The sequence below is a fragment of the Peribacillus sp. AS_2 genome (assembly GCF_026891895.1).
GTDB classification, from domain to species: domain Bacteria; phylum Bacillota; class Bacilli; order Bacillales; family DSM-1321; genus Peribacillus; species Peribacillus frigoritolerans.
The window spans coordinates 207,592-221,963 of sequence record NZ_JAPTGA010000001.1 but is presented as its reverse complement, the minus strand read 5'-3'; the positions used below and the strand labels follow the sequence as shown (position 1 = coordinate 221,963).

Below are 14,372 nucleotides of genomic sequence, written 5' to 3'. Positions count from 1 at the left end.
TTAACGGATTCCATTGACTAATCCGCTCATTTGATCTGCCATCGTTACCGCCCGGGATTGAAATTGGTAAGACCGCTGAACATTGATTAGATTCGTCATTTCTTTGGAAAGATCGACATTCGAGGACTCCAGGGTACCTTGACGGACCGCTGCCTGGTTGCGGGAATTCCCTGTTAATGCAGTCATGATATCGACTTCCGTAACACCCAAGGCATTGAAGTTTTTGGGCAGGCCAAGTAAGTTCCCGCCTAGCCGGTCAAGAAATTGCGGTTTCTTGACCGAGACTATTCCGAGCCCAAAACTCTTCTCGCCATATTCTTCCGTATCCACTATCAATAAGCCATTTTCCGAAACCTTAATGTCTTTAATATTTCCCTCTATGAGGATCGGTTCACCATTTTCATCAAGTACTTTATGTCCAGCAGAGGTAACAAGCATCATTTGATCGTTAGCATTAGGGGATAAATAAAAGGCACCATCCCTTGTAAGCCTTGTATTGACCCCATTATCGTCCTGAACGCTTACGGTGAAGAATTGGTCATCCCGGGTGAATGCTGCATCAAGGTTGCGGTCCGTCGTCTTTAAGGCACCCTGTGAAAGCACCAATTGAGATTGGCTTAACATAGCACCTGTTCCCTGCCGGATGCCAGGTGCGGTCAACCTTCCTTTTTCCTTGGTCTCACTCGGTTGATTATTGAAACTCTGTGTCAATAAGTCATTGAAACTCGTTTGGGTCTTTTTGAAGGCTGTCGTGTCCACATTCGCGATATTATTACTTATTTGATCGATTTTACTTTGAAGTTGGTTCAGCGTATTCGTCGCCGTCATCATCGTCCGGTTCATGGTTTTTCCCCTTACAGTTCAAATTTCCGAATTTCACCTACTGCTTAATTAAAGCCTGCCAACTTCATTGACCGCTTTATCCAAACTTTTATCATAGGCTTGAAGCACCTTTTGACTTGCTTCAAAAGAGCGGTATGCCGACATCATTTCTGTCATCGTTCTCGATTGGTCAACATTGGAGCCTTCAAGAAAGCCCTGCCTAGTAGAAAAACCGACATCCGCAGCCGCGTATGCGCTAGGTAAATCCCCATCATTCACAGCCTTATATAGACCTTCGCCATCTTTCATGAGCTGTAATGACGGATCATCCGAATAACAGATCCCCAAACGTGCGATTTGAACATTTCCTTCTAAAATAACACCGTTTTCCGCTACTGTGAATCGATCGCTATCAAGCTGGATCTTTTCATTATTTTCGTTCAATACATAATGACCGGACGGCGTAGTCAGATAACCTTGCCCATCCAGGGTGAAACTGCCGTTACGCGTATAACGGATAGCACCATCGCCATCCTGGACAGTAAAAAACACCGAGCCTTGCCGACCCGTTTCCTCATTGATCGGTAGGTTTTCATCAACAAGGGAAATATCCGTATCAAGCTGGGTTTCCTCCAATGTTCCCTGGGTAAATAAAGGATTCGCCTCCTGTACGTAAACGCCCGTACTTAGCCCCCCAACCTGGGAAAAGCCGGACATGCCCAATTTACTCTCCGTGGGAACCGTTTCACCACCCATGCTGCTTATGAGCATTTCCGGAAAAGACCTTACACTCAATTGATCCGCTTTATACCCTGTTGTATTCGAATTGGACATATTGTTTGTGAGTAATTCCGTGCGCCTTTGCTGTGCAAGCATCCCGGAAGCAGCCGTATAAAAACCTCTTAACATCTTCTTCACTCCCCAATCTACATAACTTATCCGTTCAATATCTCATATCTATCTTATCGGTCATGAACATCAGTATCTTAAGGAAAAGGAGAAGCATTAGGCAGAAGAATTTGTCATATCGTAGGTTAGGTCAAATTTAAAGGAATGGTGTTAAATTCTCGACTAAAAGAAGAGGGCCTATTGCTCATCAGTACTGGAACTGCACGCACTTTCACTATGCCTCACGTTTGTCTGAACCTTAGACCCCTATCTTATGATGCGGATTTCCACCCGCTTTTTAGTTGAATTTGTGCCGTGGCAATTTATCCATATTATCAAGCATGATACCTGTTCCGATTGCTACACAATCCATTGGCCGCTCGGCAACGAGTACTGGAACCTTTAGTTCTTCAGCAAGAAGTAAATCAATCCCGTGAAGCAGGGCTCCCCCGCCTGTTAAAATGACGCCGCGGTCGATGATATCAGCAGAAAGCTCTGGCGGCGTCCGCTCAAGTACGCTTTTTGCAGCTTGTACAATGATGGAAACCTGCTCGCGAAGTGCCTCCTCAATTTCTTCAGAATTGACCGAAATGGTTCTAGGCAATCCCGATACCATATCACGCCCACGGATATCGATGACTTCATTACGAGATCCAGGGAAGACGGTTGCAACCTGGATTTTAATGTTCTCCGCAGTACGTTCACCAATCAGGAGCTTATACTTCCGCTTGATATAATGTAATATTTCATTATCGAATTTGTCACCGGCCATTTTGATGGATGAAGATGTAACGATATCCCCCATTGAAAGAACGGCAATATCCGTTGTACCCCCGCCAATATCTACGACCATATTGCCGCTTGGTTGAAAAATATCCATACCGGCACCGATTGCGGCCACTTTCGGCTCTTCTTCAAGGTATACTTTCTTCCCGCCGCTTTTTTCGGCAGCTTCTTTAATCGCCTTTTGTTCGACACTTGTTATGTTGGTCGGGCAGCAAATTAAAATTCTAGGCTTTGAAAGAAAGCCTTTCACATTCAATGTATTGATAAAATGCTTAAGCATCGATTCTGTTACATCGAAATCTGCAATGACACCGTCTTTTAAAGGACGGATTGCGATGATGTTTCCTGGAGTACGGCCTACCATTTTTCGAGCTTCTTCCCCGACGGCAAGAACACGGTTCGTATTCTTATCAATCGCGACTACCGAAGGCTCATTTAACACAATTCCTTTACCTTTGACATGTATAAGAACATTGGCTGTTCCAAGATCTATCCCAATATCTCTAGCAAACATTTTCTTAAATCCTCCTTGAATATCCTCACATATAACCTACTTCTGTCCTAATTGTTTATTTTACCATATTGCATTGACACAAGTAAGTATGAATTATAAATAAACACTAATACAGACTATTATTTCCTATTTTGACAATATGTAAAAAAAATCAATGCCTTATGCACTACCTTACCGTATTTTACCATTAAAAAAATCCCGGCATGGAACCGCATCAAGGTTAAGAAAAAGCTGACACTCACTTTCATGTCCCCTTATTCATTCCCCGATAGCCCGATTCACTTCCAATTGCCGGAATGATTCAAGTATCATTTAACGATTTCTTCTTCTCTTTCAGAACGTTTGTATTTTAATTTTGTCGCTTCTCCACCTCTAAGGTGACGAATGGATTTATGATAATCCAATATATCCTTCACTTCGTTAGCCAAATCAGGATTAATTTCTGGCAGCCTCTCAGTTAAGTCTTTATGCACTGTGCTTTTAGAGACTCCGAACTCTTTTGCAATGACGCGGACTGTTTTTCTAGTTTCCACGATATACTTTCCTATCTTGATAGTTCTTTCTTTGATGTAATCGTGCACACCACTCGACCTCCCCAAATTGGATGTGAGAAGTGTGAAATGAGATTCGTATTTTTCGAATCGAATACCGCTGCCCTATAAACAATGAAAGATAGAATTATTCACCTATTAGATAATTTGTAATAAACGATTCCTCACCTCAAACACTCTCTTTGCATGGTTTATAACATCTTATTAGCTTGGTTAAGAATATATGCCTAATGGGACAGGAGGTTTGGATTTATTTCTGATTTTCATCTGTTTATTTTCATTAAACGTTAATTATTTCCCGAGAAATTTGTCAGAAATTCAAAGGTTTCAGCATATTGGCCAATATTTCCCCGAAAGAAAAAAAGAAGCCGTTCAAAGTGAACGGCCTCCTTTTACCAAATTTTCAGTTGTTGTCATTCGTAACGCTCTAGGTTTTTGTTTTGATTTTATTAAAAATCTTAATCTTAATTAGATTGATTTAACGAATCTTTTAAGGAATCGCTTTCTTCAGTTGTATCTTCACCAGGGACAGAGCCTTCCTCATCAGTGCCACTCTCTAAATCAGTGCTCTCGTCAGTTTCGTCAACTGCAGGCGTTTCTTCTTTGTCAGCTTCTGATCCTTCGACTGCAGGTGTTTCTTTTTTGTCAGCTTCAGACCCTTCGACTGCAGGTGTTTCTTTGTCAGTTTCTGATCCTTCAACTGCAGGTGTTTCTTCTTTATCAGCTTCAGCTTCAGTTGCAGATTGAATCGCAGAAGCTTGTTTATCAACAAAATCAAGTGGGTTTAACGCAATGTTATCTTTTCTGATTTCGAAGTGGACATGTACGCCAGCCTCTTCATTGATTTGGCTTTTTCCGGCTGTAGCAATTGCTTGTCCTTGTTTCACTTTGTCACCGACTGCAACCTTAATGTCTTTAACAGATTGATAACGAGTAACAACGCCATCTTCATGCTCTACTTCAACTAAATTTCCAAGTAACGCATCGTCTTGAACTTTCGTTACATTTCCACTTAAGGAAGCTTTTACATCGAAAGACTTTCCATCTTCCATTGCAATGTCTATACCTTTGTTTTGCTCATATCTATTGTTGTAGAAAACCAATGCTTCTTCTTGTGCCTTTTCATCCGCATTCACATCATAAAACTGTTTCTTGATAACCGATTTGTCTGCATCGGCCACAGGCATCTTGATTGTCTCAAGATTGCTATTAACCTCTACAGAAGGCTCACCATAGTTTTTTCCTGTTTCAGCCGATTCCTCTTTGCCATCTTTAGCTGAATCATTAAAACTATTTTGTAATAAGAAGGCCGCGGCTAAGATTATGGCTGCACTTGCGATATAGATTGCTGATAATGCCCAACGTTGTTTTAGTATACGTCGGATTGTGGAAGTTGGTTTCTTTTCTTCCTCTCTCATATTAATCACCTCAGCAATCATTCTGAACATTTTGTTAAAATTATATACATTCAGGAAAAATTTTTTTTAGATTTATTTTGTGGAAATGAAACCGATTTTATTCGTAGAATGGTAAAATGTTTGGTATCTTACTGTTGAAGGACGTTTAAATCATGAAAAAAGCTTTTAAACTTGTGTTAACGTTATTGCCTTTTCTATATATGATTGCCATTTGGATAATGTCGAGCAACCCCGATGATATGATTCTTGATCTTCCCTCATCGTCATTTGACCGATTTATCAAAGAGGCACTTCATTTGGTCGAATTTGCCCTTTTGTATATATTATTTGTTTCGGCACTTGCTGCACACCAAAAACTGAGACCTGGTTTAAGCCTGTTGGCTGCCCTTGTAGCTTGCCTTTATGGAGTGATCGATGAATACCATCAATCTTTCGTCCCGTACCGCTCTTCCAGCATAATAGATGTCATTAAAGATATCATTGGGGTAGCTGCAGTTTATTTTCATGTCCAATATCATTATTTCAAGCGTAAACGGGGCTTTTTGACCTTTATAGAAAAATTAAACGAAAAGAAATGAGAGATGGGAATTCCCATCTCTCATTTTTTTGCCGTCATCGTATTCAACCACTTACTTGAAGACTGAACTTTGACGCCTTTATAATAATATTTCACGATGTCTTCATAGGTTTTCCCTTCCCTGGCCATGCCATTAGCACCGTATTGGCTCATTCCAACTCCGTGTCCAGATCCTTTTGTCGTGATCACAATCCGGTTGCCTTGACGCTCCCAGTCAAAATCGGAAGATGTCAGCCCGAGCTTCTCACGAATCTGTTTTCCTGTCATTTTCTTTCCTCCGATATCCACTACACCTACGCGATTACCTGATGTTCTTTCAATGACAGTTCCTATGGATGTTCCCGAAGAAAGACTTACACCCAATTTTCTCTCAAAATCTGCAGTAGCGACTACTACTTTATTATAAAATTTTGGTGATTCTTCTTTATCCCATGGACTGGATACACTTTTTAAATAGGGGAATTCAGCTTGCCAATAGTCCTCTGAATTCTCCGTATAGCCATTGCTTGTCGAAAAAAAAGTGGCAGTAATCGGTTTTCCTTCATAGGTTAAGATTTGACCCGCCGTTTCTTTTATGGCCTTGTTAATTTTTTGCATTTTCCATTTATAATCAGAGCCCCACTGTTTTTTCAGCTCATCATTATTCTTATAAACTTGGTGCATGACCGTATCGCTTACATCGGCACCATCGGGCAAGCCTAATCGACTTTCGCTTATGAGCTGATTGACAATATAGGTTCTCGCCGTCAACGCTTGTGCTTTCAGCGCTTCTTCTTCAAAATCTGCTGGCATTTCAGCTGCAACCACACCACTCAAGTACGATTCAATCGGCAGTTTTTCAATCCTTTTTGCTGATGTGCGGTAAACGGCAACTTCTACGGAACTCATTTCATTTGCCGCTACCTCTTTGCCCTCACTCTTCCCTTTCTTTTCCAACTGCTCGGTTAACTGCCCACTTGTCTTATCATTTGAAAATGGAAGCACAAGCACTGCCGGAATCATGATAATTACGAATGCTACTGCTATGAATAGTACGACCATCGGTTTGATTGCTTTCAAATTCCTGAGCCTCCCTACACTTGTTCTCTGCCGTATTATCGTATCCAGCAGGTATCTTTACATAACAAATGTATGTCGAAGGACAAGCATTTATGAATAGAAAAGCGACAACTATTTAACTGTCGGCCAAGAATCCGGAACATGATAAAAAAAACCATTCACGGTTCGGAGACTCGAACGTGAATGGTTTTATAAGCTACTTATGCGTTTAAATCTGCAATTTTTTTTGTTTCAGCAGGCACATCTTCGTTAATACGTTCCACATCAGCACCTAGAGATGCCAATTTACCATGGAAATTCACGTATCCTCTGTCAAGATGCTTTAATTCTGTAACACGTGTAATGCCATCTGCAACCAATCCAGTCAGGATGAGCGCTGCAGCGGCACGTAAATCTGTTGCAGCTACTTCAGCACCTTGAATGTTAGTTGGACCATTAACGATAACGGAACGGCCTTCTATTTTAATATTGGCATTCATGCGACGGAATTCTTCAACATGCATGAAACGGTTTTCGAAAACGGTCTCCGTAATCATACTTGTTCCTTCAGCACGCAGTAATAATGCCATCATTTGCGATTGCATATCAGTCGGGAAACCAGGATGCGGCATTGTTTTGATGTCAATGGCCTTCAAGGTTTTTGGACCGATAACGCGTAATCCATCTTCTTCTTCAAGAATTTTAACGCCCATTTCCTCCATTTTAGCAATAAGGGAAGTAAGGTGTTCAGGTACAGCTCCTTGAACAAGAACATTTCCGCCAGTAAGAGCGGCCGCTGTCATGAATGTACCAGCTTCGATACGGTCAGGTATAATCGTATGTTCAGTGCCATATAATTTATCGACACCTTCGATTCTCATCGTACCAGTACCGGCACCTCTGACTTTGGCACCCATTTTATTAAGGAGATTCGCAAGATCTACAATTTCAGGCTCTTTGGCCACATTTTCAAGAATCGTAATACCTTCAGCAAGCGTAGCAGCCATCATGATGTTTTCGGTGGCACCAACACTTGGGAAGTCAAGATACACTCTTGCACCCTTAAGTCTGCCTTCTACCTCGGCATCAATGAAACCATTGCCGACCTTCACTTTTGCTCCCATCGCTTCAAAGCCCTTTAAATGCTGGTCGATAGGACGTGATCCGATGGCACAGCCACCAGGAAGAGCAACGCGGGCCCGGCCATTCCTTGCCAGTAATGAGCCCATCACTAAAACGGAAGCTCTCATTTTACGTACATATTCAAATGGTGCTTCTTCTAATAACTCTCTTGATGCATCTACAGTTACTTGATTGTCATGAAAGGCAACATCTGCATTTAAGTTGCGCAATACTTCATTGATTGTATATACATCGGAGAGCGTAGGAACATCTTTAATGATACTTTTCCCATCACTTGCTAATAATGTTGCAGCGATAACTGGCAAAACGGCGTTTTTAGCACCTTCTACTTTAACTGTCCCGCTAAGCCTTTTTCCGCCGCGGACGATGATTTTTTCCAAAAGTATTCCCCTCCGCGTCCATTTTCTCTATATTAATATTCAAACGTTATGATTGGTGTGCCAACTACAAAGTTCGTTCGGTCACCCAATCCTTCTGTCCGTAGCCCAAACTGCAAATTTAATTTTTCTTTTGTCAAAGGTTGTTTAAACAAAGTTGAATGTGCAGATATAGATGTAAAGTTTGTTTCGTGCACACTCTCAATTTCCCTTGCTTGGAACATATCTAACAGGTCTTCAGTTTTAGAGTTTAAAACCGAATCCATATTATCATTGATAGACCCTTTAATACAAGAAAAAATTGAAGGAGTTCCTATAAATAGGTCATTCACCCTGTTTTGGAACGTAGCGGTAAAAAAGGCATTATTGGCTTTCTTCCACTTTTTCCCCTTCACTTCGTAAATAACATAGGTAACTTTATCAAATTTCTCTTCCGTTGTCATTATTTTGATAGACTCGGTCAGACCTGAATCGACATTGTAAGTTAACGCCTCAGCCTTCCAGCCGGAAGCATCATCTTTCCGATGCCATTGAAATTGAGGGTATTTTCGTTTTAAAGCTGTAACTTCGCTTTCAAACTCTTGTTTAGTTGTAATCTCTTTATTTATTTCTCTAGTGAGTACAGACCAATCCCCTATGTCTAAATCTTTATCTTCCTGTAACAGTCCCACCATTTTAACTATATCTGGTTTACTTTCTGCCACAATCGTACTATTCCCAATTAAAATCACCGTCAAACCGAGAAATACTATGTATGTTAACATTTTTTTATTTAAAAAATACATGTTAAATCCCTCCCCTTTTACACATTCTTTCCATAAGGAGAGAGATCATACTTCGAGTTTTCCGACAATTGGTGACACCTTCCCATTAAACTTGCAGGAAGCAATAGCGAATACAAGAGTAGAATCATATTTTGCTATAAGAATATTCTTACAGCTTATCAGTCATTACTAAACATATACGGAAGTTGGTTTGCAAATCCCAGGTAGTCGAGGAAGAAATTACTTACAACTGAACCGATGGCAACCGTTAATAAAATATATAATACCCTGGCCTTGATGACCGAATTGGATCTTAACATTTTATCAAAATGTAATGCCTGTAAAGCCCACCAGGTAACTGCGATGAAAAACAAGTGTGCAATTATTCCTGTCAAAGCCTGCTGTCCCATTGCTGAAAACATGTACATACCTCCTAAAAGACACCCGAGTTCTATTCTAACACAAAACCCCATCATATTTGGAATTAAAAAGGAAGAATTGCAAAATATCTTTTTAAAACTGTAAATAGAGGCTTGATCCAATGGAACAAGCCTCTGATACAGGCATTATATCATTTACTCGAAATAAAGTCTGTAAAATCACCAAATTGATCATGAATAAAATCAAAGGCAATATTTGGCGCCACCCCGAAAAGTATGGTGCCTATTACGCATATGATCAATACGATGTGAAGACCCGGACGAATTTTAATGACCTTCTCTGAATGAATCGGTCGGAAAAAGACCTGCACCAATAATCCGAAATAATACACATAGGACACAATGGTACCTGCAATCATGATTCCCGCAAGGACGAAATGTCCAGGCTCCGTTATGAATGTCCCAAGAAAAATATTGAGTTTGCCAATGAAACCTGTCGTCCCGGGAATTCCAGCAAGCGACAGGATGAATACGGTGAATGCCATGGCAAGATACGGGGATTTCCTCCCCATTCCTGCAAGGATGCTGATATCTTCGGACCCACTTTGACTGGAGAGCAGCTGAATGACTGCAAATACACCGATATTCATTAATACATAAGCCATTAGGTAAAACCAGACAGTATCAAGCAGGAAATATCCCCCGCCCAATGTTGCCACCGCCACAAGCAGGTAACCCGCATGAGCGATGCTTGAATAGGCAAACATTCGTTTTAAATTTTGCTGCCTTAACGCAACCACATTTCCAATGATGATCGTCAGCCCCGCCAATGAAGCTATATAAATATTATTTTTATCCAAAAAATCTAGCGCCCCGAACGTATCACCGGAAGCCGTTAGGAACAACGAAAGAAAAAGGCGCAGGATGATGACGAAACCCGCCATTTTCGAAATTACACTCAAGAAGGCTGCGACCGGTGTCGGTGCCCCTTCATAGACATCCGGCGCCCACATATGAAACGGTGCGGCAGCTATCTTGAAGGATACACCGACAAATACCATGAAGAAAGCGAGCCCCATGATATATTGCAGCTGCCCGTCCGTCATCGCAGCCATCGTCCTGCTCATTTCGCCTAGATTGACGGAACCGGTCACTCCATATAAATAGCTCATCCCGAATAAGGTGATTGCTGTGGAAATGCCTCCGTTTATCACATACTTCATGGACGCTTCGTTGGACTTCCGATCATGCTTGCGCATTCCGACTAATATATAAGATGAAAGTGAAAGAAGTTCCAGTCCAACGAACAGCGTGATCAAATCACCGCTTGAGGACATGATCATCGCTCCAAGCAAAGCGGTCAGGAACAGATAATAAAATTCCCCCCGGTGCTCACGCAGCCCCTCTCGCGGTTCATATCCTTCAGCCAGAAGGATGATCAGGGCCGCTCCGAATAATAGTAGCAGCTTAAAAGCTTTTGCAAATGAATCTAAACGAAACGTATCGGATAAGATACTGACTGTCTCAAAGGACAGCAGGCTAATCAGTGACAAACATGCCAAAATGATTCCGGTTAGCGCGAGCCATGCCAGTTTTCTCCGATTAAAGTGCTTCGGCCAGAATAAATCCAGTATCGAAAGAATCATGGTCGTTCCAAGAATGATGAATTCCGGCATCATCGCTCCCCAATCATAAGAAAGCATCGTGTTCCAATCCATCCTTCATCGCCCCCCTAGAGCAAGCATCATGGCTTCAATCGTTCCTTGAAGAGGCCCGCCTAACAAATTTGGGTATACCCCAACAGATATTATCAAACCGAGAAGAACCAACGCCGGCAAAAACTCCCAGCCCCTTAGGTCCCATTTCTCGTTTTCTATCAAGCTATCATTTTTCCCGAAAGTCATAAGCATGACCGCCCTCAGTACATAAACAGCGGTTAATACCAGCCCGATCACCCCTATTGCCGCAAGCAACGGCTGACTCTTGAATAAGCCAAGAAATACCATGAATTCACTGATGAAACCGGACATGCCAGGCAAACCGAGTGATGCCATCCCAGAAGCTAACATAAACCCTGAAAAAATCGGCATCGACTTGGCCAGCCCTCCAAGCCTAGGAAGCATCATGGTTCCTGTACGCTCATACAACGCTCCAACCAAGAAAAACAACAAAGCAGCAATTAGCCCGTGTGAGATGACTTGAAAAATAGCTCCCTGAATGCCCGCTTCATTCAAGGCTCCCAGCCCCATCATGACGATACCCATATGCGAGATTGATGAATAGGCTAAAACGAGCTTGAAATCCGTTTGTACCAATGCCAGAAAAGCACCATATAAAAAACTGAGGACCCCAAATAGGACTATGGTAAAGGCCAAGCTTTTATATTGTTCAGGAAATATCCCCATTCCAAACCGGATGATTCCGTACGCCCCAATTTTCAATAAGACACCGGCATGTATCATGACTATGGATGGAGGTGCTTCTGCATGGACCCGCACCATCCAGCTATGAAAGGGAAAGACCGGCAGCTTTATCGCAAATGCCACGAGAAATGCAAGACATAAACCATATTTCATCGAACCGGATATGGGTGCAAAAAGCGAAACGCCGCCCATTGTCATCATCTGTGTCAATGCTGTAATGTTGGTCGTACCTGTCCTGGCAAACAAAATCAAAATGGCCACCAATAAAACAGCCGAACCAATGCCATTATAGATCAGAAAACTATAAGAAGCTTTCTCCCTCTCCAGAAAGCCCCATCTGCCAATCAAAAAGAAAGCAGGAATCAAAGTCATTTCGAAAAAGATGAAAAAAAGGATCAAATTTTCTGCCGTGAAGACACCGAGCATTCCAATCTCCAGGATCAAAAATAATAAATAATACCCTTTCCATTCTTTTTTTATATAAATGGATGCGATTGCGGCCAGTGATGAAATGATTGTTGTCAGTAATATGAAGATGAGACTTAAGCCATCCAGCCCCAGCTCAAAATCAACCGTGAAGAGCTTGGGATCATACATCTCCAAATTTCCAAACCTGATCCAATTCAACTTAATGTCAAATATGGATAGGGCCACACCCGAATAATATTGGCTGCAAAGAAAGAATGATAGGAAAAGGGGAGGCAGTGTTCCGAAAAAACCAAATTGTTTAATCGTCCTTTCCTCTTTTTTCGGCATGAGGGCAACCATCACGATGCCCAGCAGCGGTGAAAACACTAAAAGCGAGAGCAAATAGACATTCATCTTAGATACCCCCCAGTTACTGCAAAAATCACCAACAGTACCGCAAGTCCCAGAAAGGCTATCATGCCATATTGCTGTACCTGTCCCGTTTGCAGTTTAGACCCTATTTTCCCCAATCCTTCTATTGAACTTGTTACAGTGGAAACAAGGCCACCGATAATGAACCTTTCAATATAAGATAGGAATATACTAAAGCCTTTGATTGCATAGCCTGCAGTAAAATGATAAATCTCATCAATGTAATACTTATTTTCCAAAATCCTATATACCTCGGAGTTTTCTTTGACAAGCCATTCCCGAGATAACTTCTTTTTAACGTATATCATATAAGCAAGGTAAATCCCGGCCAGCGACACAAGCACGGCCATCAACATTATCCAAACGGGCCCCTCACTATGGCTGGCGCCTAAAAGAGCTTCATTTCCCTCCACAAGCCATTCCCCAAGAAAAGCTCCAAACCACGGTGTTTGGATATACCCACCGATTACAGCAAGCAAAGCCAATGCGAGCATGGGAATTAGCATGATGAAAGGTGATTCCTTGACCTGTTCTGTCTGACTGCGCGAATCACCTGCAAACATCATGAAAAACAGCCGGAACATATAAAACGCAGTTAAAAAGGAGGTAACCACCGCTAGACCAAACAATATATAACTACCATTCTCCCAAGCTGCCATTAGAATTTCATCTTTACTGAAAAAGCCCGAGAGCAACGGAAACCCCGATATCGCCAACGTGCCAGTCAAGAACAGCGGACCGGTCCAATTCAACTTGCGCCATAAGCCGCCCATTTTTTCCATATCTTGTGTATGTATAGCATGAATAACACTGCCTGCTGCCAAAAACAGCAAAGCTTTAAAAAATGCATGGGTCATTAAATGAAACACCCCGGCCACATATCCCGAAGTACCCAAAGCAAGCATCATAAAACCAAGCTGAGAGATGGTCGAATAGGCCAATACACGCTTAACATCCTTTTGCACTATGGCAATGCTTGCGGCAAGTATGGCTGTAATCCCACCTGTTATGGCCACTACCTGCATCGCAGCAGAACTAGCCATGAATAACGGAAACATGGCCGCCACCAGGTATACCCCTGCAGCAACCATGGTTGCTGCGTGTATCAATGCGGAAACCGGAGTCGGGCCTTCCATTGCGTCCGGAAGCCATGTATGAAGTGGAAATTGTCCAGACTTCCCAACCGCACCGATAAAAATCAAAATAGCAATTAATGTAAGTTTTTCACTTGATATCATGCCCGACTGAACGGCTTGAAAGATCTCTCCATATTCAAAGCTGCCTGTTTCCCAGAATAGTAGAATGATGCCGATTAATAGCCCTACATCCCCAATCCTGGTCATGATGAATGCCTTCTTCGCCGCAGCCTTAGCTTCCAGTTTATAAAAGTAAAAACCAATGAGCAGGAAAGACCCCACCCCGACCAATTCCCAGAAGATATAAAGTTGTAATAAATTGGGGGCCATGACTAGTCCAAGCATGGCAAAGGTGAAGAAGCCCAGATAAGCATAAAAAATGGAGAATCGTACTTCACCCTTCATATACCCCTTCGAATATATCTGGACAAGCAGGCTGACAAGGGAAACGACCACAAGCATCAAGGCATTGAGCTGATTGATTTCGAATCCAGCTGAAAGTTGCGTCCCTCCGAAGGAAAGCCAATCTATCGATATATTATAAGTAGGTTCTTTAAATCGCTCGATCAGGACAAGCAACGATAAAACGAACGAAGCCACTGTACATATTATTCCTATAAAAGCGCCTCGCTCCCGCAACCGCCCGCCTGATAGAAGCAGAACCAGAAACGTGACGAGTGGAAAGATTGGTATGAGCCATGCGTGCTCCATCATC

Annotated in this window: 13 protein-coding genes; 1 reads left to right on the top strand and 12 read right to left on the bottom strand. The window is 42.2% G+C overall.

Annotated features, from left to right (window positions below):
* The 5 genes from OTG27_RS01090 to spoIIQ form a co-directional block, all read right to left on the bottom strand.
* On the bottom strand, window positions 1-843 hold the full coding sequence (locus tag OTG27_RS01090; protein WP_268935985.1) for a flagellar hook-basal body protein: 843 nt from the start codon (window positions 841-843) through the stop codon (window positions 1-3).
* A gap of 48 nt (window positions 844-891) precedes the next feature.
* Window positions 892-1,731, bottom strand: coding sequence for a flagellar hook-basal body protein (locus OTG27_RS01085; protein ID WP_268935984.1), 840 nt, complete (start codon window positions 1,729-1,731; stop codon window positions 892-894).
* A 277-nt stretch (window positions 1,732-2,008) separates the two neighbouring features.
* On the bottom strand, window positions 2,009-3,010 hold the full coding sequence (gene mreB / locus OTG27_RS01080; protein ID WP_057278176.1) for a rod shape-determining protein: 1,002 nt from the start codon (window positions 3,008-3,010) through the stop codon (window positions 2,009-2,011).
* Window positions 3,011-3,318: 308 nt separating this feature from the next.
* Window positions 3,319-3,591 carry a sporulation transcriptional regulator SpoIIID gene (spoIIID, locus tag OTG27_RS01075; protein WP_034315767.1) on the bottom strand — a complete coding sequence of 91 codons (273 nt, stop codon included), beginning with the start codon at window positions 3,589-3,591 and terminating at the stop codon, window positions 3,319-3,321.
* A gap of 434 nt (window positions 3,592-4,025) precedes the next feature.
* Window positions 4,026-4,979 carry a stage II sporulation protein SpoIIQ gene (gene spoIIQ / locus OTG27_RS01070; RefSeq protein ID WP_268935983.1) on the bottom strand — a complete coding sequence of 318 codons (954 nt, stop codon included), beginning with the start codon at window positions 4,977-4,979 and terminating at the stop codon, window positions 4,026-4,028.
* Window positions 4,980-5,131: 152 nt separating this feature from the next.
* Here spoIIQ and OTG27_RS01065 point away from each other — a divergent pair, with 152 nt between their 5' ends.
* On the top strand, window positions 5,132-5,557 hold the full coding sequence (locus tag OTG27_RS01065; protein WP_057278178.1) for a VanZ family protein: 426 nt from the start codon (window positions 5,132-5,134) through the stop codon (window positions 5,555-5,557).
* A gap of 20 nt (window positions 5,558-5,577) precedes the next feature.
* Here OTG27_RS01065 and spoIID read toward each other — a convergent pair whose 3' ends face one another.
* The 7 genes from spoIID to nuoL all read right to left on the bottom strand — a co-directional run bounded on the left by spoIID (window position 5,578) and on the right by nuoL (window position 14,371).
* On the bottom strand, window positions 5,578-6,615 hold the full coding sequence (gene spoIID / locus OTG27_RS01060) for a stage II sporulation protein D (protein ID WP_223255874.1): 1,038 nt from the start codon (window positions 6,613-6,615) through the stop codon (window positions 5,578-5,580).
* A 200-nt stretch (window positions 6,616-6,815) separates the two neighbouring features.
* On the bottom strand, window positions 6,816-8,117 hold the full coding sequence (gene murA / locus OTG27_RS01055; protein ID WP_034315774.1) for a UDP-N-acetylglucosamine 1-carboxyvinyltransferase: 1,302 nt from the start codon (window positions 8,115-8,117) through the stop codon (window positions 6,816-6,818).
* Between the two features lie 32 nt (window positions 8,118-8,149).
* The gene (locus OTG27_RS01050) at window positions 8,150-8,899 is read right to left on the bottom strand and encodes a YwmB family TATA-box binding protein (protein WP_098186789.1); all 750 of its coding nucleotides are present in this window, start codon (window positions 8,897-8,899) and stop codon (window positions 8,150-8,152) included.
* 158 nt (window positions 8,900-9,057) lie between these two features.
* Window positions 9,058-9,300, bottom strand: a complete 243-nt coding sequence (locus OTG27_RS01045; protein WP_034315776.1) for a DUF1146 family protein — start codon at window positions 9,298-9,300, stop codon at window positions 9,058-9,060.
* 149 nt (window positions 9,301-9,449) lie between these two features.
* Entirely contained in the window at window positions 9,450-10,976 is a 1,527-nt protein-coding gene (gene nuoN / locus OTG27_RS01040; RefSeq protein ID WP_268935982.1) for an NADH-quinone oxidoreductase subunit NuoN, read from the bottom strand.
* Window positions 10,977-10,979: 3 nt separating this feature from the next.
* Window positions 10,980-12,503 carry a complex I subunit 4 family protein gene (locus OTG27_RS01035; protein ID WP_268935981.1) on the bottom strand — a complete coding sequence of 508 codons (1,524 nt, stop codon included), beginning with the start codon at window positions 12,501-12,503 and terminating at the stop codon, window positions 10,980-10,982.
* Complete coding sequence (nuoL, locus tag OTG27_RS01030; RefSeq protein ID WP_268935980.1) at window positions 12,500-14,371, bottom strand: NADH-quinone oxidoreductase subunit L; 1,872 nt, start codon at window positions 14,369-14,371, stop codon at window positions 12,500-12,502. Before nuoL ends, OTG27_RS01035 begins: the two co-directional genes overlap by 4 nt.
* Window position 14,372 lies beyond the last annotated feature (1 nt).

What these genes read in the sequence shown, in the direction of transcription:
- OTG27_RS01090 (WP_268935985.1), bottom strand. Translation starts at nt 843, where the DNA reads ATGAACCGGACGATGATGACGGCGACGAATACGCTGAACCAACTTCAA.
- OTG27_RS01085 (WP_268935984.1), bottom strand. Translation starts at nt 1,731, where the DNA reads ATGTTAAGAGGTTTTTATACGGCTGCTTCCGGGATGCTTGCACAGCAA.
- mreB (WP_057278176.1), bottom strand. Translation starts at nt 3,010, where the DNA reads ATGTTTGCTAGAGATATTGGGATAGATCTTGGAACAGCCAATGTTCTT.
- spoIIQ (WP_268935983.1), bottom strand. Translation starts at nt 4,979, where the DNA reads ATGAGAGAGGAAGAAAAGAAACCAACTTCCACAATCCGACGTATACTA.
- OTG27_RS01065 (WP_057278178.1), top strand. Translation starts at nt 5,132, where the DNA reads ATGAAAAAAGCTTTTAAACTTGTGTTAACGTTATTGCCTTTTCTATAT.
- OTG27_RS01050 (WP_098186789.1), bottom strand. Translation starts at nt 8,899, where the DNA reads ATGTATTTTTTAAATAAAAAAATGTTAACATACATAGTATTTCTCGGT.
- OTG27_RS01045 (WP_034315776.1), bottom strand. Translation starts at nt 9,300, where the DNA reads ATGTTTTCAGCAATGGGACAGCAGGCTTTGACAGGAATAATTGCACAC.
- nuoN (WP_268935982.1), bottom strand. Translation starts at nt 10,976, where the DNA reads ATGGATTGGAACACGATGCTTTCTTATGATTGGGGAGCGATGATGCCG.
- OTG27_RS01035 (WP_268935981.1), bottom strand. Translation starts at nt 12,503, where the DNA reads ATGAATGTCTATTTGCTCTCGCTTTTAGTGTTTTCACCGCTGCTGGGC.
- nuoL (WP_268935980.1), bottom strand. Translation starts at nt 14,371, where the DNA reads ATGATGGAGCACGCATGGCTCATACCAATCTTTCCACTCGTCACGTTT.